This is a genomic window from Salicola sp. Rm-C-2C1-2 (assembly GCF_040196175.1).
In the GTDB taxonomy this organism is placed as follows: Bacteria; Pseudomonadota; Gammaproteobacteria; order Pseudomonadales; family Oleiphilaceae; genus Halospina.
In genome coordinates, this window is the sequence record NZ_JBEFNF010000009.1 from 1 (window position 1) to 22,950 (window position 22,950).

A 22,950-nucleotide genomic window follows, 5' to 3' on the forward strand; every position below is an offset into this window, starting at 1 on the left:
GTTGCCGCCAAAAAGGCGGAAATCGGACAGAAGTTGAACAAAATGACTGGGGATATACCGCTGAAATCGGCCTATCTCCGGCTCGGAACCCAGAATCGGTGCTCAAGCCCGGTTATTCAGAAGTTCCCTAGCACCTGACGCCCAGCAACGCATCTTCCCGCACCTTTCGCCTATCGAACTCAAGCTGGGCGATGTGATCTATGAATCCGGTCAGGAGCTGGACTACGCCTACTTCCCCACGGACAGCATCATTTCTCTGCTCTACGTGATGGCTAACGGCTCCTCGGCGGAAATCGCCGTGGTGGGCTATGAAGGGCTGGTCGGTATCGCTGTTTTTATGGGCGGAGAGAGCACGCCAAGCCGTGCCGTTGTTCAGAGTGCTGGATCCGCCTATCGCCTGAGCGCCACAGAGCTGAAGCACGAGTTCCACCATTCCCCGGATATGCGAATGATCATGCTCCGCTACACACAGGCGTTGATCACGCAGATGTCTCAGACTGCGGTGTGCAACCGTCACCACACCATTGAACAGCAGTTGTGCCGATGGCTGTTGCTGTCCATGGACCGCCTGCCAACCAACGAACTGGCCATGACCCAGGAACTGATTGCCAATATGCTCGGTGTAAGGCGCGAGGGCGTCACTGAGGCTGCGGGTAAACTCCAGCACCAGGGGATCATTGAGTATTCTCGGGGCCGCATCAAGGTACTGGACCGGGAAGCGCTGGAAGCGACCTGTTGCGAATGCTACGCCACGGTCAAAGAGGAGACCGATCGGCTGCAATCATCCTCCGGCGTTTAACCGTTACCTGATCAGTGAGTCCATTAAGGAGGCGTGGCACAACCGACAGGATTCTTTTTGAGCGTACATGGCCTGATCCGCTTTACCCACAAGGGTCGCCAGCTCGACCCCATCATCCGGGTAGACGCTAACACCAATGCTCAACGCACGCGCCGAGCCTGCCAGTAATTGGAGGTCCAGTAGGGATCACTCAGCGCCGAGGTGGTTACTCCTTCGGAAGAAGAAGCATGCAGGAACCGGGCGTTACCCGTGTAGATACCCACGTGGCGTGTCTTGTAGCCGGTTCTGAAGAAAACCAGGTCACCGGGACGGAGTCTGTCACGACGGATCCGCTCGCCAACAGTGGCCTGGTACTTGGTGGTACGCGGAATGTCATGGCCGAGGCGGGCCAGGAAGGTCCGGTGAACCAGCCCGGAGCAGTCCACGCCACTCTGACTCATACCCCCCATCCGGTGCGGGGTGCCCTTCCACTGCGCGTACTGATCCAACAGGATGCTGCGGACCCTCTGTCGGTCTGCCAGGTCCACCGCATTCTCACGAGGTGTTACGGAGACTGACTCCTGAAGGGAGCCACCAGTACTGGCACAGCCAACCAAGGTAATCAATGCCAAGCAGCAGCAAAGTTGTCGGATCATCGCCGCGTGTATTCCTTAGACGTTTACCTATAGGCTAGCTTCGTTCGCGAGGGTGGCAAGTTACGATTCGTCCTGCCCCGGAGGCATCACCACCCATTCCGGTTCATCAAACTCTCCGAGCGGGCGGATATCACACAGATGGGACGCGCTTCGAATGATCTCGGCCACCCTCGGATCCGGCGCAGCCTCCATGGCGTCCCGATCTGCCTTGCTGTCCCATTCGGCAATGGCAAGCAGCACGTTGGGATCGTCCATCTTCCGGTGCAGCGCTGTTCCCCTGGCACCGGCGGCCTGCTGGATGATCTCGCTGGCCCGCACCCAGGCATCAGCGTATTCCTCCGCCGTGTGGCCTTCGCGGATATGGACCTCAAACAGGTATTTCATTGTGCCTCCGGTAATGTCGCTTCACATCCCCCCAGACTAAGGCCATTATTGGGTCATGTCGTTGTCCTGGCTGGAACCACTGCCAATTGATGTTGTCCGCGCCCCGAATTGCGAGGGGCGCATCGGCATGAGCTACTGCCCGGGCCGCTACCTGCGCGGATGGGGGCTGATGGGCGGCCAGCGGGACCTGGAAAGGGATCTGGAGCAGATCCGCCGCTGGGGGGCTCGCACCATGGTGACACTGGTGCAACAGCCCGAACTCCGAACGCTGGGTGTGCCCCAGATGGCCACCAACGTGCCCGCGCGGGGGTTCGATTGGTTCCACGCCCCCATCCTGGACTTCAGCGCCCCCGGCAGTGCCTTTGAGCTGGCCTGGGCCGAGGCCGGGCCGGTTATCCGGGAGCGGCTGCGCCAGGGCGAGGACGTATTGCTTCACTGCCGTGCCGGGCTTGGGCGTACGGGAACAGTGGCGGCTCGCCTGCTGCTTGAGTTCGGGCATGACCCGGAATCCGCCATAGCCACAGTACGCCGAGCACGCCAGGGAACGGTGGAGAATGCGGAACAGGTCGAGTACGTCCACAGCCTTGTCGGGCTTCAGGGTCTTGCGTGGCGGGAAGTCAGCTGACCTCAATGCTGCCCCGAAGGTACTCCACGCAGCGCCCGCCAATGCGGACACGCTCGCCGAGCCACTCGCAGTCCAGGTCACCACCGCGTGCCGAGACCTGCCGGGCGCTGAGATGCTGACGGCCAAGCCGCTCCGCCCAGTAGGGAATGAGCGTGCAGTGCGCTGACCCCGTTACCGGGTCCTCGGGCACGCCGGCACCAGGCGCGAAGAAGCGCGACACGAAGTCAACGTCCGTTCCCGGCGCCGTTGCAATAACGGCGAAGGTATCCAGGTTGGTAATCGCCTCCAGGTCCGGACGCAGGTTGCACACGGTGGCCTCATCCTCGAACACCGCAAGCCGGTCACGGCTCTCCCGCACGTCCACTGGACGGGTTCCCAGGGCTCCTGCCAGTTCCGTCGCCACGCTGCCCTGCTCTCCGGCCCGCGCCGGGAAATCGAGACTCAACACGTCCCCGGACCGGGTGACGGATACCTTACCGCTGTGGGTCTCGAAGTCGATGCGTTCACACTCGGGCATGTGCTCGCGGAACAGGACATAGGCTGCCGCGAGGGTTGCATGCCCGCACAGGTTCATCTCCAGCGTGGGCGTAAACCAGCGCAGCTTGCAGGTGTCTCCGGGGATCACGAAAGCCGTCTCGGCCAGGTTGTTCTCCGCCGCAATGGCCTGAAGGGTGTCATCCGGGAGCCATTCGTCCATGGGCACCACAGCGGCCGGGTTGCCACCAAACAGGCGGTCGGTGAAGGCATCAATCTGGTGTATGGCGTAACGCATGGATCGTCCCTCCAATACCGTTCTGGATTAAAACGTTCATTTAATCCAATTTGGTTTAAATGGAAAATATAACCTGATATAGTTTAGTCTTTGATCGCGCTCACTGGAGCTGGCACCATGAACCACCTGGTGATGATCGCCGATGTCATCGGCTCCCGACAACTGGCCAACCGCGGGCAGGTCCAGACACTGCTGGAAGCCGAGCTGCACACGCTCCACAAGGACAGGACTGGCCTGGCCTCCCCCTACACCATCACCCTCGGCGATGAATTCCAGGCCGTATTCAAGGATGCGGACCGGGTCTTCCCGGACATCCTCGCCATCCTGCGGGCACTGCATCCAGTCGGGCTGCGCTTGGCTCTCGGGATCGGGCCCATCACCACCCGGATCAACCCGGAACAGGCCATCGGCATGGACGGCCCCGCCTTCTACCAGGCACGTGACCTGCTGGAACGCATGAAAAAAGACAGACGGATACTTGCTGTGGCTGGCCTCCCGGAAGACGATGGCCTGCAGGAGAGCGCCCTTGGCCTGCTGGACCACCAGCTCCGGAAATGGCGGCCCAACCGGCTCGACATCCTGCGGCTGCTGTTGCAGGGCTGGGAGGCGGGGACCATTGCCGACCATCTCGACATCACAGAACAGAGTGTGTACAAGAACATTCGTGAGGGCGGCCTTGAACATGCCATCCAGCTGACCCAGGCCCTGACCGCGCGCATGAACAACGCCCTGGCGCGCACCGACTGAAACGGAGTTCCCATGGCCATTCTTCTGTTCCTCAATGCCTGGCTGCTCACCCGTCTCTGGTTCACCTTCCGGGACCGGCCCCTGCCCACGCATGAATGGACCGGCCTGGCACTGGTCCAGGTGGTGCTGATCGGCGTGCTGACACCGGGGCTGCATACCCTGGCCCTCATTCCAGCCGTGATCGCCTCGCTTGCCCTTTCCGAGGCCTGGATGCCAAAGGAACGACTCAACGAGGGGCGCCTGGCGGGCGGTGCACTGGTAGCGGTAGTGGCCTTCCTTTCCGCCCATTACGGGATGCCCGGCTCCTGGCTGCTGCCCGCACATCCACCGGCGGTGCTGCGGCCAGCCCTGCTGGGTCTGCTCGGCTTCCTGCTGGTGGCGAACGAGACCAACCTCGCCATCCGTTCCCTGCTACACCGCTTCCAGATGGAGCCCACCACCTCCAGCCACGGCGAGCCGGACACTGTGGACGACCGTGAGTACAACGCCGGCCGCGTGATCGGCATGCTAGAACGCTGGCTCATCTACCTGGTGGTGGTCTTCGCCCAGAACTACAACGTGATCGCGCTCATCCTGGCCGCCAAAGGCTTCGCCCGCTTCCGCCAGCTGGAGGAGCGGGAATTCGCGGAATACGTCCTGATCGGGACCCTGGCCTCGCTGCTGTTCACCGTGGTGATCGGCCAGTCGATTCTCTATTTCCTCTGATCCAGACCGTTACGGAGGCCCCAGATGCCCCTGAGCCCTGCCCAGTCTCTCGATACCGAACGCGGCCGCTTCACCTGGCGCGAAGGCGGTGACCCTGCCGGCACACCTGTCGTCATGATCCATGGCTGGCCGGAAAGCTCCTGGTGCTGGGCGGCGGTCAGTGACCACCTGAAGCCCGGCCTGAGAGTGATTGCCCCAGACCTGCGCGGTCTGGGTGACAGCGAGCGCACGGAAGGCCCGGAGCACTACCGCAAGCAGAACCTCGCTCAGGACGTGATCGCCGTGATGGATGCGCTGGGCATCGAGCACTTCCAGTTGGTGGGACACGACTGGGGCGGCGTGGTGGCCCAGGAAATGGCCCTGGCGGTGCCGGAGCGCGTGCAGCGGATGGTCATCCTGAACATTGCCATCATCAACAACCTGCGCGGCAACCAGGAGGTGATCAAGAAGGTTCGCGGCTCAGGCGGTGCCCAGTACTGGTATCAGCACTTCATGCAGACGAAAGGGCTCCCCGAGGCCATGATCCCGGGCGCGGAGACAGAGTGGCTGGGCACTTTCCTGAAACTGGCCAATCGCGAGCCCTTCCCGGAAGAGGCCTTCAACGAATACGTACGCACCTTCCGGATACCCGGCACGCCCCACACCAGTGCCAACTACTACCGCACCTTCCATGACGACGCCAAACGCTGGGCCACCCTCGCCGATCATGTCTGGCCGATGCCCGGGCTCTACATCTATGGCAACCAGGACCTCGTGATCCTGCCGGAATACCTGAACCACATCGAGGACTGTTTCGAGTCCATCACGGTGCGCGAGGTGGCCGCCGGGCACTTCCTGCAGGAGGAGCAGCCAGAGGCGGTGGCGGAGCATCTGAACGGCTTCCTGGCGCCCTGAATCATCAGGGGCTGGCGCGCCGCAGCGTCAGGACGCCGTCCTGCTGGGAGAAATCCACCTGCCCCAGGGCGCTCATGCCCAGCAGCGCCATGTCGTCATCCATGGACGGGCTGATCGTGCCCGGAACATTGCGGAAGCGCATATCACCGAGGCGCAGCTCCGGGATCGTGGTGCTCCAGACGGTGACAGTGCCGGCGGCGGTCCGGGCCCGCCCGCGGCTTTCGCGTTCCAGGCCGGCCCGCTGGGCGATCGCATCCGAGACCGTCACTCGAGTGGCCCCCGTATCCAGAATAAAGGTAACGTCAGCGCCGTTGATGCCGCCCCCCGCGACATAGTGACCCTGCCGATTGGCCTCCAGTTCAATGGACTGGACACCGTTGACCATTTCCGTTTCAGGAGTCTGGTTCGGGTTCCGCTGACTCTCGGTAATACCGCCAAAGAACCAGGTGGCACCCCCGATAAGCACCAGCCAGAAGCCGCCGAAATACAGCAGGTAACGGGTCTCGCTCGCCATACCTAGGCGGCTCCTCTCTGGTCCGCATCCCGCATCTCCCGGGTCCAGTACACCGTGGCGCCACAGACGGCGGCCGGCACCAGCACCAGGTTGACCAGCGGCACCATGGCCAGAACCGCCACCGGCATCCCGAAGCCCAGCGCCGTCAGCCGCTGGGTCGCCACGCGCTTACGCAGCCCATCGAAGGAAACACGGTGGTTGTCCGCCGGGTAATCCACGTACTGCAACACCATCATCCAGCTGTTGAACAGGAACCAGAGCACCGCAGCCAGCAGGTTCACCACCGGGATCAGCCCCAGCACAAACAGCACTAGTGCCCGGGGCAAGTAGTAGACGATTTTCCGGACCTCCCGATACAGGGCACGGGGAATGTCCTTCACGATCTGGAGCCAGCCGTCGTCCGGTGTCAGCGTTTCCCCGGCGATTTCCTTCTCCACCAGTTCGGAGAGGTAACCGTAGAAGGGCGACCCGATGAGGTTGGCCACCATCACAAAACCATAGGCCAGCAGCAGAAGGATCACCAGGCCATAGAGGATCCAGAACACCCAGTCCAGAACCTGGAGCCACTCCCAGTCCGGAAGCCAGCCCATGGCAGCGTCCACCATCATGGCGTAGCCCTCACCCAGCAACCAGATGAGCACGCCGAACACGATGATGTTCAGGATCAGCGGCAGCACCACGAACAGGCGCAGTCCCGGCTGGCGGATCAGCCGGAACCCCTCGCCCAGATAGCCCATGCCACGGAATGGATTGCCTCGCACGTTGCACTCCTCCGGAGAACCAGTCATTCCCCGGGAGCCTACCACGCCAGCCCAGACAGCGCTGCCCTGTGCAACCCGTCTCCGGCGGGCCATAATAACACCAGGATTACCGGATAGAGAAAGGCGACCATGAGTGATGAGGACGATACACGCCCCAGCCCGGGTGCCATCCGCGAGCCGGCCATGCGCCGCTCCGGCTGCGGCTTCCGGTATGACCCCGGGGAACTCAGCGGCGGCGTGGATTTCTCACGGGCCCATGAGCTTCTGAACGGTGCCAGTGAACCGCTACTGCGCGATGCCACCCCGGATGACGCTGAGGCCATCGCCGAACGCGTGAACAGCGCCTACCGCGGCGACATCAGCCGCCAGGGCTGGACCACGGAGGCCGACCTTCTGGGCGGCCAGCGCACCGATGCCGCCATGATCCGGGAGCTGCTGACTGACTCGCTGTTCCGGCTGGCTTGGCAAGGCGACACCCTTGTTGGTACTCAGCAGATCGACTATCTGGACGACAGTACCGCCGAACTGGGCATGCTGGCTGTTGCGCCGGAGCATCAGCGCGAGGGGCTTGGTAGGCGCCTGGTCACCGATGCGGAACAGACCGCCCGGTCCCGCCTCGGCTGCCGCACACTGCGCATCCGCGTCCTCCACCAACGCTCGGAGCTGCTGTACTGGTACGAATCACTGGGGTTCGAGCGTACCGGAGAGACCGCCCCATTCCCCGATTCCCCGCGCTTCGGCGAACCCAGGGTGAGGGATTTGTGGTTTGTAGTTCTTGAAAAAGCCATCGAATGATTCAGCTAGCTGCCAGCTTGACTCAGCACCACGCCTGCTAGTAGATTTCCACCTACCTTGGCAAAGGAAATGTCATTCAAGTGCTGAAAGGAGTTCAGTCTTCCTGTCCTCAAGTCGCCCCAACAAGCGTTTCAGTTCGCCTGGAGCTTTCGACGCTCAATGACATTGCCTTTCCCGATAACGCTGCGACCACTGGCGTTATCGGTCGGGGTACGACACTGGGTTCGCGCTCACCGCGAACCGTAATTCGGAATCAATCAACTAAAGGATTAGATGCAATGCTGAAACGACTGTTTCTGACCACGCTGGTCATGTTTTCCGTTTCTTGTGCGGCCAGCCTTCAACTGAGCCAATACCCGGATGTTTTCGTGAGCGAGGGAAGCCTTAAGGCAACCCTGGTCGAGGAAAAATCCGGTGACTATGCCCTTCTCCGAATCACCGGTACAGAGCATGAAATCGATGGCGTGGTATTCCGCACCGAGATTACCAGCCGTGGGGAGGACAGGACCGCCTACGAGGCCGAGATTGATGGTGAAACGAGAGCTCTCTTGTTGAAGAGCCGCCACTGGGGATCCGATCGTTACACGGCTTACATTCCCGACGGCGATGAGTATCACCTTGCCCGCGGCAAGGAAGAAAGCGAATCCTTCGAAACGGATGAGCTTCTGAGTACTTTTCAACAGCAGAAGAACGATGGAGTACAGGAAAAACTCGCGGCCTTTGACCGTGAAGCCAACAAAGAAGCTCAGAAATCCAGCCTTGCTGACATGGATGCTTCAGCAGCTGAAGCATGCGGCTCCGACGTAACCACTAAAGTTGAATGGAGCACCGTTGATGACAGCAAGCTCAAGGAGCTCAGTGTTTCCGGCTACTGCGGCATTGTTGTATCTCAGATGGAGCGCCTCTGCAGTTCTGATGAGGATTTCAAGTCGACAGCTGGCGACTTTGATACCGTTAACTGTAGGTTCAGGGATACGCTGAAGCTGAAACCGGATGACTCTTCGCTGGATTTCACAACCGGTGAAAAAGAACCCAATCAGCGGGATTTCGTCCACCAGATCCTCAGAAACTTGTAACACTTATAATCCGGAGCAGACAGGCTCCGGATCTCCCTCTTCTATCATTTGCTAGCGCCTCCCCCACACCTTCAGGCATACCCAGCAGGAGAGGCCCGACGCCGCTCTCGAAAAGTCGAACTTTCCTGATCATTGATCAATTTGCCGTCTGGCCTCGGGCATTCTATCTTTCAACCAGAATACAATGACGCATTTCCCCCATTACGGGCCAGGAATAGCCCCAAAACCAAGAACATCCACGGAGGATCCATGAGTTCAATTGCCAGGGACAGCAGCCGCGTTCCGCCGGTGTGGGAACGTCTGCCACAGATTTTCGGCTACCCCTTCAAACCCGCCTGCCTGACAACGCTGGGGCTGGCGGCCCTGCTTTACGCCATCGGGATGCTGGTGCCGCTGCTCGGGCTCATCCTGGTGATCGTGGCCTGGGTGGTGCTCTACAAATTCGCCTATGATGTGCTGGAGGCTACCGCCCGGGGCTGGATGACACCTCCAGAGATTCAGCGCAAGAGTAACAGCTGGGTGCTGGTCAAGACGTTCGGGCTCTTTGTGCTTCTGGGGATCGCGGTTACCGGCATTGCCATCGCGACCGGGTCCATGGTGCTGGTGGCCACCACCAGCCTGTTCATCGTAGCGGCGCTACCAGCGGCCATCATCACTCTGGCCATGAGCAACAGCCTGATGGCGGCGCTCAATCCCGGGACCTGGGTCAGCATCATGCGCTCGGTGGGCTTGCCCTATTTCATCGCCTCGTTGCTGCTGTTGATGCTGTCCATCAGCCAGGGTATGGCGGAATCCATGGTCGCTGGTGTTTTCGGCCCCAACCTGCTCGGACAGGTTGGGGTATTCCTGATTGGCGGCTACTTTCTCGTGGCCTCCTTCCACCTCATGGGCTATCTCGTGTACCAGCATCACCACAGCCTGGGTGTTGAGCAGGAAGTCTCCGCTGCTGACCGCGCGCGCGCCGCCAACCCGGATCTCACCCCACTGCTGCAAGAAGTGGAAGGACTAGTGGCTGACGGTAACGTGGGCGATGCCATTGACCGGCTGCAACGCGAATTCCGCCAGAGCGGCCTGCAGCCGCAAGAGCACGAACGCTACCGCAAGCTGCTCCATCTCCAGGGGCGCACAGAGGATCTGCTCGCCCACTCCCGCGCCTACATCTCAACGCTGCTCTATGGACTTGAGCAACCCAAGAAGGCCATGAGTATTGCGGAAGAGGCATTACGTCTGGACACCAGTTTCCAGCCGGAGGATCCGAGACAGGTGCGCGACCTTGCCCGCCTGGCTGACCAGTATGAGCATCATGACCTGGTTATCCGCCTTACCAGCCCTTTCGGCAAAGAAAATCCGAAACACCCGCACCTGCCGGAAAACTATTATCTGGGCGCGAAGGCTCTGTTCGAAGGGCGCGGCGATGAGCAGAAGGCGTTGAAGATTCTGCGCCAGCTCCAGAAACACTTCCCGGACCACGAGCTGCGGGACCGTGTGGATGAGCTGGCGGAGCGGGCGGAGCGCATCGCGGCCAGCTGAGCGGGCACGCTGCGAACACAAGCGTCAATCCTGGATCTGGCGCAACGCACGCATCATGGCCGGATCACTGGTCAGCCTCTGAACGGCTTCCATAAAGGGCTTCGCCTCCTCGCTCCGGCCCTGGCGGCGCAGCTGCTGGGCGGCAAGCAGACACGCCCGGGGCAGTTCCGCCGGCGTCTTTTTCAGCCCCATCAACCGGTCCAAAAGCATGCGGCCTTCCTCCAATGCCTCCCAGCGCAGAAGGCGGCAGCACAGATCTGTGGCCTGGCTGGCCGATAGTTTCGGATTGGCGCGCTGGCGGTAATCGGCGAAGGTCTCCATCACCAGCGCACGTTCTTGCGCGGTATCGCCGGGGAGAGCCAGGATGCGGCCGGCTGCATCATGCAGATCCGGGTCCTCTTTCCGTACCTTGCAGGCGTTATACCAACTCCCCAGAACAGCGGTATCCGCTGGGTTACGCTCAAGCAGAGGCCGGAGCCGGAACTTGGCGCGGGTCACATTCAGGGCGGCAAGATCCTGCTGCGCCGCTTCCAGAATCTCGCGGTCATTCTCGCGCTGGGACTCCTCCTGCAGAAACTCATTGCGCTGCCAACCGAGCGCGCGCACACCAGCAGCGATCAATGCCCCGGTGACGATACCACCGGCATGAGCCTCATAGGCCACGTTGCTGCCCTCCGCTATCACAAACTGCACCAGCTCCCACCCCAGCCATACCGGCAGCAGCACGATGGCCGGCGCGCGCACGTAATCAAAGTAAACCCAGATCCAATAGAAGAAACGGACCCTTAGACGCCCATAAAGAACCGTGAACAGCCCGATCAGGCCGGCAATAGCGCCGGACGCCCCCAGCATGCCAGTCGGCGTACCCCAGTGAACCGCCAATGACAGGGCCGACCCGCCAAGCCCCGCCACCAGATAGGAGGCGAGGAACAACACTGGCCCCAGAGCGCCTTCTACCAGGATTCCAAGCAGCAACAGGAACAGCATGTTGCCCGCCAGATGCCCCACGCCGCCATGAAGGAAGATGTGACTGAGCAAGGTGATCGGCGCTACATCGTCATAGTGCATCATGTACCGGCGCGTGAAACTCTGATCCATGAGCCGCTCAAACTCGCTTCTGTCGGACTGCCATTGGGTATAACGCTCACTGTCCGGATCAATGATCTCGCCGGAGCGCATTGCGGACAGGAAATCCGGGTGGGAAGCCACCAGGCGCGACCGGGCAAGCGCAATGCGCTGCTCGTCCACTCCCTCTTGCGCTGCTGAGTCGAGTTTTTCCATCTGGTTACGGAATTCCACCTCATACCCCGGCACGAAATCTTCCAGCCAGGCCCACTCGCGCTCCTCCAGGCCACTTTCCTGATAGTGGGAGGCCGCCTCCCGCATGGCTTCGCTCTCGCCACCTTGAAAGACAGCAAACACGACCCCATTCAACAAAATAAGTAGCAGCGTTATGAGCGGGAAATTATGGCGCGAAACAGCTTTATGGAGTGGGATAATCAACATGGCAGGCGTCCTTTTTGTGTCCGGCTTCCTCCGGACCTTGTCCGGTTAGAGCATAACTCATTAGCCGCCTGTCGCCAGCCCCGATCCCTCTGGCAGAGTCAACGTATCACGACAGTGTAATTACTCACACGAACAGACAGAGGCACTCCCATGAAAATCCTGATGGTCCTGACATCGCACAGCGAGATGGGCAACACCGGCCACAAGACCGGTTTCTGGCTGGAGGAGTTTACAGCCCCCTATTACGTGTTCCGTGACGCTGGCGCTGATATCACGCTGGCAAGCCCAGCGGGCGGCCAGCCGCCCGTGGATCCAAACAGCGCTGCCGACGATGCCCAGACGGAAACCACACGCCGCTTCGAGGCTGATGAAGAGGCGAAAGCGGCCCTTGCCGGCACCCGGAAGCTATCCGGGACCTCCATCGATGAGTTCGATGCTGTCTTCTACCCCGGCGGTCACGGGCCCCTCTGGGACCTGGCTGAAGACGCCGATAGCATCAGCCTGATCGAAAACGCTGCAAAGCGGGATAAAGTCATCGGCGCCGTCTGCCACGCACCCGGAGTTTTCCGCCACGTTAACGGTGCCAATGGTGAGTCACTGGTCAGGGGCCACGAAGTCACCGGCTTCACCAACACCGAGGAGGAAGCGGTTGGGCTCACGCAGGTCGTACCCTTCCTGGTGGAGGACATGCTGGAAGCCAATGGTGCGGATTATCGCTGCGGGGAAGACTGGGGTTCGTTCGTGGTTCGCGACGGCAAGCTGGTCACCGGTCAGAACCCGGCCTCCTCCGAGGAAACCGCCAAAGCCGTGCTGAACACCCTGAAACAGTGACAGCAACGGGCTCGGCAGGGCCCGATCCGGGTTACTGAGTGGTGTTATAGACGTAGGAGTCGACTGTGCCGTCCTCCTTGAAACGCACCACCAGATCCGTTGTTTCCGCCTCCCGGAAGGCGGACCAGCGATACTTCGCGTAGGTCCAGGTACGCATGCCATCCTCCAAGCCGGTACGCCACGGATCGCCGAACATAGCTTCAATATCCGATCGGGTTGTTTCACCCACTGTGATCTCTTCCACTTTGTGCGTCGCGAAGTCTTTTCCAACACTGGCGCAACCGGCGGCGACGAGCATCACACCCGCCAGAAGCACGCCTGCGATCTGTTTGCCTGTACTCATTTTTCTGCTCCGTTTACGGATGACGCTCCCATCCTACCCAGAGCCCGTGCGCGCTGAAAGTCACGACTGATTGCGGTTTATTCATTCCCATGCCTCTTGCTTGCAAGGGGGTCTCTCGCCTACATTGGTAGCGTTCCGCAGCGAGGGGAACACCGGTGAAAATCCGGGGCTGTCGCGCAACGGTATGGTGGTTTTGCCACTAAGCCCGATTACCTCTGCGGAACGGAGACTGGAGCCTTCGCGTCAAGGGTGAAAGGTCGGAAAGGGCGTCGTATCACCATCCTCATGGGCCCCGACCCTCCGTTTCGACTCCGCGTTGGCTTCTCCAATACCCCCCTGTAAAGACTCGAGGAGAAGCCCGTGTTGGAAGCTAAAATCCAATCCAATCCCAATCCCGTTCACACCAAGGGTATCCCGACCGGGGATGCCACGCAGGGCCTTGACACTCTCATCCTGCAAAGCCGCCTGACCCGCAGTGCCCAGCGCCTGCTGGAGGCCATGGGCGTGCGTATTGAACCAGTGCGCTGGTACAAAGTCACTGGGCCCGCCGTCTACCGGCTGGCCTGTGCCCAACAGCGCCCGGCTCTGCAATGGCTGCCGCCGGAACAAGCCGAGATGCTGATGGACGAACTCCGGCGCGAAGAGGACGATCTGCGCACGCCAGAGTGGGCGCTTGAACTACTGCGTCGTCAGCGTGCCGGCACACTTTTGGATATGGACGGCGGCATCGAGTTCGGGGACCACGGCATTGATGCTGGACTCGTACTGCACGACCTCCTGCGCCATCCGGGCGCATGAGAGGCGTCACAGGGCCTTGATGGCCCTGTTGAGCTTTGCTGTGGCAGGCGGCCCGCAGGTTTAAGGACGGGACAGATGGGCCGGCAAAAATTCCGGTAAGGCTTGAACGCCGCCGGGCGATCAGGGAGAGTGCGCACTATGACTTTGGATGAACAGCTTGTAGCAACTGCCCGCGCAATGAACACCACCGGCCTGAATCAGGGCCGCTCGGGTAACCTGAGCGCACGCTGTGGCGACAGCATGCTGATCACCGCTTCGGGCTGCCATTTCGATCACATAACAACCCGCCACGTTGTGGAAGCGGATCTGGAAGGCGGCTACCGTGGCTCGCTGAAGCCCTCAAGCGAAGCTTCGTTTCACGCTGCCATCTACCACCAGCGCCCGGACGCCGGAGCGGTAGTCCACGTTCACTCGCCCTGGGCTCTGTCACTGGCCTGCCTGCACCGCTGCATCCCCCCTTTTCACTACATGGTTGCGGTTGCCGGTGGTACCGACATCCCCTGTGTCCCCTACGCCACCTTCGGCACTGAGACTCTGGCTCAGCACGTAGCAACAGGCTTGGCGGAGCGCGACGCCTGCCTGATGGCCAACCACGGTCAGGTGGCGCTGGCGGACACGCCGGAAGCGGCGCTGGAACTGGCGCAGGAAGTCGAGCATTTGGCGCGCTGCTTTGGCCAGCTTTTGCCGCTGGGCGAACCAGTGCTTCTGGATGATGCGCAGATGGCCGAGGTGCAGGACCGCTTCAAGGGCTACCACCGCAACGCCCAGACAACTAAGACCTGAAAGGCCAGCGGCTCAGCGTTGACCAGCCTCTTCGTGGTTCACTATGTGGTGCAGCGCGCTGCATTCGACCATGGGATCATTACAGTTAACCACAATGTCCGAACGGGCGAGCACAAACCCTTTGCCGGTAATTGTGTTCGCCACCAACTGATGCACGCCCTCATGGTGGGTGCCAGTGAAGGTGCCGATGAATCCGGTCTCGCGCAGGGACACGGTCTCTAGACGATCACCAGGCTGAATGCGCCCCTCATGATTCAACAGCGCCAGACGCGCGGAGGTGCCCGTGCCCGTGGTGCTGCGACAGATGACGCCGGGATGCACATAGGTCGTGGAACGCGAGCGGTAGAAGCTGTCTGCCACCTGCTCCACCGGCCCCATGAAATGCAGAAACGGCAGTGGCCCTACATCGCCCAGGGCGTAATGCGAGAACCCACGCTCCGCCTGGATGGCCTCGACGATGCGATAGGCACAATCAGCTAGTTCATCCTCTTCGTCCAGGGTCAGGTCAAACCCCAGCTCGGTGGCGTCTACCAATGCATAGAAACCGCCACTGTAAGCCACACTGTAGGTCACGTTGCCCAGTGAGGGTACATGGATACTGTGTCGATAGCTGTCGATGTAGCTGGGCAGCCCTTCACAGGTAATGGCTTCAACCACGTCATTCTCGACCCTGGCCTCTATCTGCACCAGCCCTGCCGGCGCCTCCAGCAGGAAGGTTTGATGCCCTTCCTGCTTGGGCACAATGCCCTGCTCCAGAACGGCCGTAGCGGTACAGATGGTGTTGGAACCGGAATAGATGGGATAGCCCATCACCTCCATGATGATGTAGCCGGCTACCGCCCGTGAATCCGAGGGTGGCACAAGAACATCCACGGACATCTCCGGTATGCCGTAGGGCTCAAAAAGCAGCAGCTTACGCAGTCCGTCCCCGTCCCCCTGCAGGTATTCCATCTGCTCACGCACGCTGGCCCCGGGCAGAGGCGCGACACCGCCGGTCACGATCCGGCTTACGTCCCCGCCAGCATGGGTATCCATGAGCCGCAGGGTCAGGTCATTGCTCATCGATTAGCCTCAATGGCGACGCAGGCGCCCTGTTGATCCCACTGGCTGTCCGGCACGATTACGATCTTGCCCAGGTAATCACTGCCGCGATTGACGCAGTATGCCTCCGCTTCGCGCAGTCTGGAAAACCGGAACGCGCCCTGGACTTGGGGACGGAAACCTCGCTCATCTCAGTCCACGAATTCGTCGATGATGGCATTCAGGGTCTGACTCGGACGCATCGCGTTCTTGATTTTCCCGGAATCCGGGTAATAGTAGCCCTCAATGTCCACGGCCTGCCCCTGAATGTCGATCAACTCCTGAAGGATCTGATCCGCATTGTCTTCCAGCTTCTTCGACATCTTCTGGAAGTGTGCCTTCAGATCCTGGTCCTGATCCTGATTCGCCAACTCCTCAGCCCAATAGCGTGCCAGCCAGACATGGCTGCCCCGGTTGTCCACCTCGCCGGCCTTGCGCGAAGGCGAACGGTCGTCCTCCAGGAACCGGGCAGTTGCCTGGTCCAGAGTCTGCGATAGAACGGCGGCACGCGGGTTGCCCTGCTTGTTACCCATGTGCTCGAGCGACACCATCATGGCCATGAACTCGCCCATGGAATCCCACCGCAAGTGATCCTCCTCCAGGAACTGCTGCACGTGACGCGGCGCGGAACCACCGGCGCCCGTTTCGAACAGGCCACCGCCCTTGAGCAGCGGGACTACGGACAGCATCTTGGCGCTGGTTCCCAGCTCAATGATCGGGAACAGGTCCGTGAGGTAGTCCCGCAGCACGTTGCCGGTCACGGAGATGGTGTGCTTGCCACGGATCATCCGCTCCAGAGTCCAGCGCATCGCCTGGTCATAGCCCATGATGCGAATGTCGAGCCCCTCGGTGTCGTGCTCTTTCAGGTAATGCTCAACCTTGTTGATGAGCTGAGCATCGTGAGCACGCTCCGGATCCAGCCAGAACACCGCCGGCATGCCACTGTTGCGTGAGCGCTCCACAGCCAGCCGAACCCAGTCGCGGACCGGCTCGTCCTTGGTCTGGCACATACGCCAGATATCGCCCTTCTCCACATCGTGCTCGAAAATGGTGTTGCCGTCGTCATCCAGAACGCGGACGGTACCGTCTTCCGGCAGCTCGAAGGTCTTATCGTGGGAGCCGTACTCCTCCGCCTGCTGCGCCATCAGACCCACGTTGGGCACGGTGCCGATAGTGCTCGGATCGAAGGCATCGTGGTGTTTACAGAAGTTGATGACTTCCTGATAGATGGTGGCGTAGGTGCTCTCGGGGATGATCGCCTTGGTATCCTTGAGCTTGCCATCGGTGCCCCACATCTTGCCACCATCCCGGATCATGGCGGGCATGGACGCGTCCACGATCACATCACTGGGCGTGTGCAGGTTGGAGATGCCCCGATCGGAGTCAACCATGGCCATTTCCGGGCGATTGATGAAGCAATCCCGGATGTCTTCCTCAATCTCTGAACGCTCAGAAAAGGACAGATCCGCAATCTTCTGATAAAGATGGCTCATACCGTTATTCGGGTTCACCCCGATGCGTTCGAACAGTTCTTTGTGCTTTTCGAACACGTCCTTGAAGTAAACGGTCACCGCGTGGCCGAACACGATGGGGTGCGAGACCTTCATCATGGTCGCCTTAACGTGCAGTGAGAACAGCAGACCGGCGCGGCGTGCGCCCTCAATCTCTTCCTCAAGAAACTGGCGCAGATGGTTCACGCTCATGAACATGCCGTCGATGACTTCGCCTTCCAGTACCGGCACGCCTTCCTTGAGCACGGTGGTATTGCCGCTTTCCTTGCCTTCCAGCTGGATGCGCACACTGCCGGCCTTGTCCATGGCGGTGGACTTCTCACTGTGGTAGAAGTCGCCCTTGCGCATGTGCGCCACATGGGTGCGTGATGCCTGACTCCACTTACCCATGCGGTGAGGATGCTTCTTGGCGAACTCCTTCACCGCCTTCGACGCACGCCGATCCGAGTTGCCCTGGCGTAGAACCGGGTTCACGTTACTGCCCAGGACCTTTGCGTAACGATCCTTGAGCGCCTTTTCATCCTCGGTCTGCGGATTCTCGGGGTACTCAGGAAGCGCATAGCCCTTCTCCTGAAGCTCCTTTATCGCCGCCCGCAGCTGCGGAACGGAGGCACTGATGTTGGGCGTCTTGATGATGTTGGCATCGGGATCCTGGGTGAGTTCGCCGAGCTGTTCCAGGTAATCGGGTTCCTGCTTGTCTTTGGGAAGGTAGTCCGGGAACTGGGCGAGGATGCGGGAAGCGAGCGAGATGTCTGCCGATTCAACCTTGATGCCTGCCGGGGAGACGAAAGCCCTGACAATGGGCAGGAACGAGTAGGTCGCCAGTGCCGGGGCTTCGTCGGTCTCGGTATAGGTGATGGTTGGCTGTTTGTCTGTCATGAGTGCCTCTGTCCTTCAGTGTTGTGACGGGAGGGATTCGCGGGACTCCCGTTATTCAATGGTACCGGGCCTGTTATGACAGGCCGGTGAAAAAAGCCGTTGCGTTGTCCGCCAGTGACTCCAGATGGTAGCCACCTTCCTGGACTACGAGCGTGGGCAGGTCCAGCTCGCTGATCAGTCCGCCCATGCGCTCGAAACCGCCCTGGGAGACTGCCACCTTCGCCTGCGGGTCTTCCTGATAGACGTCAAACCCAAGGGAAACCACCAGAACATCCGCGTCAAAAAGGCGGATGGCGTTGCGCGCCTCTTCCAGGCGTTCAAAGAAGGTCGACTCCGGTGAGCCATGGGGCATGGGAAGGTTGATGTTGTAACCGAATCCAGCACCTTCACCACGCTCTGTTTCATGGCCGCTGACCACCGGGTAGAAGTTGGTAGTGTCGCCGTGGATCGAGATGTAGAGCACATCGTTGCGCTCGTAGAAGATCTCCTGAATGCCCTGACCATGGTGCATGTCCGGATCCAGGATGGCGACGCGCCCGAAGCAGCTGCGCAGCGCCTGCGCCGCGATGGCAGCGTTATTAAGGTAACAAAAGCCTCCAGCTGCATCACGGCGGGCATGGTGTCCCGGCGGGCGGGACATGGCGTAGGCGCGGCGCTCACCGTTGACAAGCTCCTGCGCGCCAGAGAGCGCGCTCTGGGCCGACCAGTACGCAGCCTCCCAGGTGCCCTCGCCTATGGGGCAGCTGCCATCCGCCTGGTAATGGGCGCATTCAGCCAGAATACCGTGCATGTGATTGGGCGCGCGCACGAAGATATTGGACATGACCTCTTCGCCCCAATCCTCCGGCCAACGCCGGTGCGCTGACTCCAGAAAGCGCAGGTAACCCAGATCATGCACCGCGCTGATGGGGGTCATACCGTGATCCGCAGCTTCCGCTACCTGCATGCCCACGTTTTCCAGACCCTTGACCAGTTCCGGCGTGCGCTCGGGAATTTCCTGCGGCGGGCGCATTTTGCCGCGGGTGAGGTAGGTGAGCGGACGGTGCCGGTTCTGCGAGGGATGGAAGAATGCTTTCACGGCGGACTCCTTTGGCAGTGTTCTTTTTCGGATAGGACCTTGCTCAGACCTTCATGATAATAGACTTCCGGCCAGTCTGCCTTCGCGGATCACCGAAAGACTCGATGGTCCGCTCAGATTTCCTGTGCCAGATTATACGCTTTCCCACTGGATCATGCGTCCGACCTTGGTCGAAGTTTTCCTGATCCACAGGCTTTACATGGCAGTACAACGGAATACGCTGAACAGACACACACCCCGAACGGAGCTCTACATGCTCAAGGCACAATACAGTAGTCGCGGTCCCGTCCCTCAAGACGTAATCGAAGCTGTTTCCGAAGAAACCCCGCAACCGGGCAGCGGCCAGGTCCTGCTCGAAGTTCAAGCGGCCCCCATCAACCCCTCCGATGTACTGACCCTGACCGGCGAATACGGCATCCTGCCGCCACTTCCCGCGGTTGGCGGCAACGAGGGTGTCGGCCGTGTGGCCGCACTTGGTGATGGCGTTTCCGGGGTCGAACAGGGCCAAACGGCACTGCTGCCAGTGGGCTCTGGTACCTGGTCCAGCCACGTACTGGCTGATGCCAAGGACTTGATCCCCCTGCCGAACGAGGCGGACCCGAAGCAGCTCAGCATGATGACCATCAATCCACCCACTGCAATGCTGATGCTGCAGGAGTTTGTGGATCTCAAGGAAGGCGACTGGGTCATCCAGAATGCCGCCAACTCCGGCGTGGGTGGCTACCTGGTCCGGCTGGCGGCCCAGCGCGGGCTGCGCACCGTTAACGTGGTCCGGCGCGAATCCGCGGTGGCTGGGGTGGAAGCCCAGGGTGGTGACGTGACGCTGGTGGATGGTCCTGATCTTCACAAGCGCGTTAAGAAAGCGACAGGCGGGGCTGACATCCGGCTTGGCATCGACGCAGTAGGCGGCGACGCCACCGATCACCTGGCCAACTGCCTGACGGCGGGCTCTCCCGTAGTCAACTACGGCATGATGGGCGGTGAGTCCTGTCACATGTCACCGGCAAACGTGGTCTTCCGCGACATTTCGCTGCGCGGCTTCTGGCTGTCACGCTGGTTCAGCCAGGCAAGTGGTGAGCAGCAGATGGCCATCTACAGCGAGGTAACCCGACAGATCGCCAGCGGCGCACTGACGGCACCGATCGCAGGTGAATACGATGTCAGTGACATCAAGCAGGCCGTAGCAGCTGCCGCATCAGGTGAGCGCGACGGCAAGATCCTGATTGTGCCACAGCACTGATCCGCACTATTCCGGTTTCGGGCTGCCCATGATATCAGGCATTGCCCGGGGCCGGGGTGCGCCCTGCTTGGCCGCAAGTTCCCCGCCACTATCCCAGTAGATGGTCGTTGGGGTGGCCCTGGCTCCCAGATCCCGCATCAGGACGTTGTTGTCCCGCACCTGACCTTCCGTTTTCTTCACGATGGCCTCCTCGGGGTCGATCCCGCCGCTTTCATAGGCCTTGCGGTTTTCCGCCAGCCTGGCTTCCGGGTTCTCACTGCCGAGAATGGTGGCCGCCTTTGGCGTACTGCTTCTCTTGATGATGCCCACCATGATGTGGCGGAGCTGGACGCTACCCGCCTCGATCCAAGGATCAGCCTGCTCCCGGAACTGGTCGCAGTAGGGACAATTCGGATCGGTAAAAGTGTAGATGATTCTGGCCGCATCATCCGCTCCGTCCTGGACCCAGTAGCTGTCCTCAAGAGTCTGCCAGATGGCTTCCCCATCCTGCGTCTGTTGCTGGGCATGGACGGGAAAAACCAGAGCCATCATCAGCACAAGCCCGGCAGAAAGACCGGATTTTGCTGTGGTTTTAATATTCATCAGTTGTTATCTCCTGTGTCGATTCCAAATTCCGTAAGGTTATCCGCAAGGGTCGCGCTGGAGAGCTCGCCGTGATGGACGCTCATCAGCTGACCGGATGCGTTGTAGAAAAGCGTCGTGGGCAACCCTTGACTGCCGGTGTTGGAAGCCACCTGGCGCTGGCGGTCGAGAACCACATTGCGCAGCGTCAGGTCATGCTCATCCAGGAAGCTGTTGATGGTCGGTGTGCCCTCGCCCTGATTGACGAACACAAAGGCCACATTCCGATGGCTTTCCTGGGCCTGCTCCAGCACCGGCATCTCACGCACACAGGGAGGACACCAGGAGGCCCATAGATTGACCACCATTGGCTGACCATCCGCCATGGTTTCCAGCGCCACAGCCTTACCGTCGCGTGACTCAACCGCGACATCCGGAATGCCCTGCCCCTGGACCTGCATCAGTTTGATCAGCCCCCAGGGAAGGGCCCAAACCACAACCCCGATCGTTATCGCAATCCCCAAGGCTTGGCGGACCCTTGGATGACGCCAGAGCTCCCAGGCGGCTGCAATAACACATCCGATCAGACCGGAAACCAGATGGAAACCGCCATCACGGATATCAATCATGCCCAACGGATCATCCCGGTAGTGGTCAAAGTAGAGCGCTACAAAACCAATGCGTGCACAGACCAGCGACCAGAGCAGTACATCCGTCAGCGGTCCGCCCACACTCACCTGCTCCCGGCGCCCTGCAACGGCCCCGGCAAACAGGGCCACCCCAAAGGCCACGAGCATCAGACCCTGGGCAATCGAAAGGCTCAGCGGCCCCACGGCGATTGATGACATCAATATCTCCCTCAAAGTGATGAAGCGCCGATGGCTAACAGTCTTTGCAGGAACGCATCGCTGCTGATCTCACCGGTGACGCGATAACCGCGACGCTCTTCCCCATCCGGGCCGATCAACATGATCGTCGGCGGACCCACCACCTGCAGCTTGTCCATCAGTGTCTCGTCTGTACTGTCGTTCGCGGTGACATCCGCCTGAAGCAGCTGCACATCAGCCAGTGCCTTCTGTACTTCAGGATCACCAAAAACCTCTTCCTCAATGACCTCACAGGTAATGCACCAATCCGCGTAGAACTCCAGAAGAGTCCACTGGCCCTGTTCGCCAGCACTGGCCACCGCCTGATCCAGATCGGCGTGTGACTTGATGACGTCGAAACCGGCCATCCCGTCATCGGCTTCTACAGCAGCGACGGCCGGCTCACTGCCACCTGCGGAAGATCCAACCAGCATCAGAGCCCCCCAGAGACCCATCACAGCATAATCAGGCAGAATTCGATCGAGGAACCAAGATGGCAGTTCCCAGAAGGACCAGTCCAAACAATGCCTTGACGCCATTCATCCAGAGACCGGGTTTTGGAAGACAACTCGCCCCCAGGGTTCCAAACGCCACCAGCGGCGCCGTCATGCAGGGGCTTGCCAGCAGGGCTGAAAAGAAGCCCATCAGGGCAGCTCCGCCCAGGTGCCCCCCGCCTGGCGATTGTTGATGGTCTCAAGACGCTCGCGTATGCCCCCGGCAGCTTCAGTTCATAAACGCCGAACATCGACAGCGCCAGTAGCACGAAAATGCCCGCCAGACCGCCGATGAACGGTGGCACTCTGGGGCGGATAGCACAGCCCTTCATCAGCACAGCCCTGCCAGCTGAGCTTCAAGGTGCGAACCGCTCCTGGATCAATCATCACCTCGGCCTGACCGTAATAGACCTCGGACTCCCCGAAGTACTCATCCGTGATGATCTTACCTTCCGGGTAACTCACAGACGCGGGCTCAGCATCCTGCCCGCTAACGCTCATGCGCTTGCGATAGAGGTAGTAATCGTCTGCAATCGTCCACTCAAGACCAAGTCGATCACCGTCCGAGACCAGCTCATACTGGAAAGCGTCCTCCGGCGACAGGAACTCGGACTGATCGATGGCGGCCTGAACCGGTATCATGCTTCCAAGCATCAGGAAAAGGGCTGGCATTACGGTCACTGCAGACCGGATGTATCTCATTCTATCTCCCTGCTGTTATCACAACTGGAAGCAGTATGCAG

At 60.4% G+C, this 22,950-nt stretch carries 28 protein-coding genes and 1 riboswitch; of the genes, 12 read left to right on the plus strand and 16 right to left on the minus strand.

Features of this window, described 5'->3' with window-relative positions; genetic code table 11:
* The first annotated feature begins 94 nt into the window (after positions 1-94).
* The gene (locus tag AAF659_RS13360) at positions 95-799 is read left to right on the plus strand and encodes a Crp/Fnr family transcriptional regulator (RefSeq protein WP_349752407.1); all 705 of its coding nucleotides are present in this window, start codon (positions 95-97) and stop codon (positions 797-799) included.
* A 3-nt stretch (positions 800-802) separates the two neighbouring features.
* Here AAF659_RS13360 and AAF659_RS15145 read toward each other — a convergent pair whose 3' ends face one another.
* From AAF659_RS15145 to AAF659_RS13370, 3 genes are read right to left on the minus strand one after another with little or no spacing between them, the layout of a single operon-like run.
* Complete coding sequence (locus tag AAF659_RS15145; RefSeq protein WP_502949215.1) at positions 803-943, minus strand: hypothetical protein; 141 nt, start codon at positions 941-943, stop codon at positions 803-805.
* Positions 940-1,434: an NlpC/P60 family protein gene (locus AAF659_RS13365; RefSeq protein ID WP_349752277.1), complete on the minus strand. Its 495-nt coding sequence runs from the start codon at positions 1,432-1,434 to the stop codon at positions 940-942. The genes AAF659_RS15145 and AAF659_RS13365 overlap by 4 nt, the downstream gene beginning before the upstream one ends.
* 60 nt (positions 1,435-1,494) lie before the next feature.
* Positions 1,495-1,818 (minus strand): antibiotic biosynthesis monooxygenase family protein, encoded by a 324-nt coding sequence (locus AAF659_RS13370; protein ID WP_349752278.1) that lies wholly within the window; start codon positions 1,816-1,818, stop codon positions 1,495-1,497.
* 55 nt (positions 1,819-1,873) lie between these two features.
* Here AAF659_RS13370 and AAF659_RS13375 point away from each other — a divergent pair, with 55 nt between their 5' ends.
* Entirely contained in the window at positions 1,874-2,443 is a 570-nt protein-coding gene (locus tag AAF659_RS13375; protein ID WP_349752279.1) for a cyclin-dependent kinase inhibitor 3 family protein, read from the plus strand.
* Here AAF659_RS13375 and AAF659_RS13380 read toward each other — a convergent pair.
* On the minus strand, positions 2,436-3,215 hold the full coding sequence (locus AAF659_RS13380) for a PhzF family phenazine biosynthesis protein (protein ID WP_349752280.1): 780 nt from the start codon (positions 3,213-3,215) through the stop codon (positions 2,436-2,438). The genes AAF659_RS13375 and AAF659_RS13380 overlap by 8 nt on opposite strands.
* 117 nt (positions 3,216-3,332) lie before the next feature.
* Between AAF659_RS13380 and AAF659_RS13385 the strand changes: the two genes are divergently transcribed.
* From AAF659_RS13385 to AAF659_RS13395, 3 genes are read left to right on the plus strand one after another with little or no spacing between them, the layout of a single operon-like run.
* Positions 3,333-3,962, plus strand: coding sequence for a SatD family protein (locus AAF659_RS13385; protein WP_349752281.1), 630 nt, complete (start codon positions 3,333-3,335; stop codon positions 3,960-3,962).
* 12 nt (positions 3,963-3,974) lie between these two features.
* Entirely contained in the window at positions 3,975-4,667 is a 693-nt protein-coding gene (locus AAF659_RS13390; RefSeq protein ID WP_349752282.1) for a hypothetical protein, read from the plus strand.
* Positions 4,668-4,691: 24 nt separating this feature from the next.
* Complete coding sequence (locus tag AAF659_RS13395; protein WP_349752283.1) at positions 4,692-5,561, plus strand: alpha/beta fold hydrolase; 870 nt, start codon at positions 4,692-4,694, stop codon at positions 5,559-5,561.
* 4 nt (positions 5,562-5,565) lie between these two features.
* Here the strand turns inward: AAF659_RS13395 and AAF659_RS13400 are convergent, their stop codons facing one another.
* On the minus strand, positions 5,566-6,075 hold the full coding sequence (locus AAF659_RS13400) for a retropepsin-like aspartic protease family protein (RefSeq protein ID WP_349752284.1): 510 nt from the start codon (positions 6,073-6,075) through the stop codon (positions 5,566-5,568).
* 2 nt (positions 6,076-6,077) lie between these two features.
* Positions 6,078-6,836 (minus strand): sulfate transporter CysZ, encoded by a 759-nt coding sequence (cysZ, locus tag AAF659_RS13405; RefSeq protein ID WP_349752285.1) that lies wholly within the window; start codon positions 6,834-6,836, stop codon positions 6,078-6,080.
* A 129-nt stretch (positions 6,837-6,965) separates the two neighbouring features.
* On the opposite strand from cysZ, the gene AAF659_RS13410 reads away from it, so the two are divergent.
* From AAF659_RS13410 to AAF659_RS13420, 3 genes are all read left to right on the plus strand, one after another.
* Positions 6,966-7,631, plus strand: a complete 666-nt coding sequence (locus tag AAF659_RS13410) for a GNAT family N-acetyltransferase (RefSeq protein ID WP_349752286.1) — start codon at positions 6,966-6,968, stop codon at positions 7,629-7,631.
* 80 nt (positions 7,632-7,711) lie between these two features.
* Positions 7,712-8,707 carry a hypothetical protein gene (locus AAF659_RS13415; protein WP_349752287.1) on the plus strand — a complete coding sequence of 332 codons (996 nt, stop codon included), beginning with the start codon at positions 7,712-7,714 and terminating at the stop codon, positions 8,705-8,707.
* Positions 8,708-8,956: 249 nt separating this feature from the next.
* Positions 8,957-10,237, plus strand: coding sequence for a DUF4013 domain-containing protein (locus AAF659_RS13420; RefSeq protein WP_349752288.1), 1,281 nt, complete (start codon positions 8,957-8,959; stop codon positions 10,235-10,237).
* Positions 10,238-10,261: 24 nt separating this feature from the next.
* On the opposite strand, the gene AAF659_RS13425 is transcribed toward AAF659_RS13420, so the two are convergent.
* Entirely contained in the window at positions 10,262-11,659 is a 1,398-nt protein-coding gene (locus tag AAF659_RS13425) for a rhomboid family intramembrane serine protease (protein ID WP_349752289.1), read from the minus strand.
* Positions 11,660-11,893: 234 nt separating this feature from the next.
* Between AAF659_RS13425 and AAF659_RS13430 the strand changes: the two genes are divergently transcribed.
* Positions 11,894-12,574 (plus strand): type 1 glutamine amidotransferase domain-containing protein, encoded by a 681-nt coding sequence (locus tag AAF659_RS13430; RefSeq protein WP_349752290.1) that lies wholly within the window; start codon positions 11,894-11,896, stop codon positions 12,572-12,574.
* 31 nt (positions 12,575-12,605) lie between these two features.
* Here AAF659_RS13430 and bamE read toward each other — a convergent pair whose 3' ends face one another.
* Complete coding sequence (gene bamE / locus AAF659_RS13435; protein WP_349752291.1) at positions 12,606-12,917, minus strand: outer membrane protein assembly factor BamE domain-containing protein; 312 nt, start codon at positions 12,915-12,917, stop codon at positions 12,606-12,608.
* A 119-nt stretch (positions 12,918-13,036) separates the two neighbouring features.
* Positions 13,037-13,179, plus strand: a riboswitch (adenosylcobalamin (AdoCbl) riboswitch).
* 98 nt (positions 13,180-13,277) lie between these two features.
* On the opposite strand from bamE, the gene AAF659_RS13440 reads away from it, so the two are divergent.
* Positions 13,278-13,715, plus strand: a complete 438-nt coding sequence (locus AAF659_RS13440; RefSeq protein ID WP_349752292.1) for a hypothetical protein — start codon at positions 13,278-13,280, stop codon at positions 13,713-13,715.
* Between the two features lie 138 nt (positions 13,716-13,853).
* A complete protein-coding gene (locus AAF659_RS13445) occupies positions 13,854-14,498 on the plus strand; it encodes a class II aldolase/adducin family protein (protein ID WP_349752293.1) in 645 nt (214 codons plus the stop codon).
* A gap of 12 nt (positions 14,499-14,510) precedes the next feature.
* On the opposite strand, the gene AAF659_RS13450 is transcribed toward AAF659_RS13445, so the two are convergent.
* The 3 genes from AAF659_RS13450 to AAF659_RS13460 all read right to left on the minus strand — a co-directional run bounded on the left by AAF659_RS13450 (position 14,511) and on the right by AAF659_RS13460 (position 19,046).
* Entirely contained in the window at positions 14,511-15,560 is a 1,050-nt protein-coding gene (locus tag AAF659_RS13450) for a proline racemase family protein (protein ID WP_349752294.1), read from the minus strand.
* A gap of 170 nt (positions 15,561-15,730) precedes the next feature.
* On the minus strand, positions 15,731-17,968 hold the full coding sequence (locus AAF659_RS13455; protein ID WP_349752295.1) for an NADP-dependent isocitrate dehydrogenase: 2,238 nt from the start codon (positions 17,966-17,968) through the stop codon (positions 15,731-15,733).
* 73 nt (positions 17,969-18,041) lie between these two features.
* A complete protein-coding gene (locus tag AAF659_RS13460) occupies positions 18,042-19,046 on the minus strand; it encodes a histone deacetylase family protein (RefSeq protein ID WP_349752296.1) in 1,005 nt (334 codons plus the stop codon).
* A 253-nt stretch (positions 19,047-19,299) separates the two neighbouring features.
* Here AAF659_RS13460 and AAF659_RS13465 point away from each other — a divergent pair, with 253 nt between their 5' ends.
* A complete protein-coding gene (locus tag AAF659_RS13465) occupies positions 19,300-20,286 on the plus strand; it encodes a zinc-dependent alcohol dehydrogenase family protein (RefSeq protein ID WP_349752297.1) in 987 nt (328 codons plus the stop codon).
* 6 nt (positions 20,287-20,292) lie between these two features.
* Here the strand turns inward: AAF659_RS13465 and dsbG are convergent, their stop codons facing one another.
* From dsbG to AAF659_RS13485, 5 genes are read right to left on the minus strand one after another with little or no spacing between them, the layout of a single operon-like run.
* Complete coding sequence (gene dsbG, locus AAF659_RS13470) at positions 20,293-20,868, minus strand: thiol:disulfide interchange protein DsbG (RefSeq protein ID WP_349752298.1); 576 nt, start codon at positions 20,866-20,868, stop codon at positions 20,293-20,295.
* Positions 20,868-21,695 carry a prolipoprotein diacylglyceryl transferase family protein gene (locus AAF659_RS13475; RefSeq protein ID WP_349752299.1) on the minus strand — a complete coding sequence of 276 codons (828 nt, stop codon included), beginning with the start codon at positions 21,693-21,695 and terminating at the stop codon, positions 20,868-20,870. The genes dsbG and AAF659_RS13475 overlap by 1 nt, the downstream gene beginning before the upstream one ends.
* Before the next feature lie 11 nt (positions 21,696-21,706).
* Positions 21,707-22,147, minus strand: a complete 441-nt coding sequence (locus tag AAF659_RS13480; RefSeq protein ID WP_349752300.1) for a thioredoxin family protein — start codon at positions 22,145-22,147, stop codon at positions 21,707-21,709.
* A 20-nt stretch (positions 22,148-22,167) separates the two neighbouring features.
* Positions 22,168-22,539: a cytochrome c biogenesis protein CcdA gene (locus tag AAF659_RS15150; RefSeq protein WP_502949217.1), complete on the minus strand. Its 372-nt coding sequence runs from the start codon at positions 22,537-22,539 to the stop codon at positions 22,168-22,170.
* The gene (locus AAF659_RS13485) at positions 22,442-22,909 is read right to left on the minus strand and encodes a protein-disulfide reductase DsbD domain-containing protein (protein ID WP_349752301.1); all 468 of its coding nucleotides are present in this window, start codon (positions 22,907-22,909) and stop codon (positions 22,442-22,444) included. The genes AAF659_RS15150 and AAF659_RS13485 overlap by 98 nt, the downstream gene beginning before the upstream one ends.
* Between the last annotated feature and the right edge of the window lie 41 nt (positions 22,910-22,950).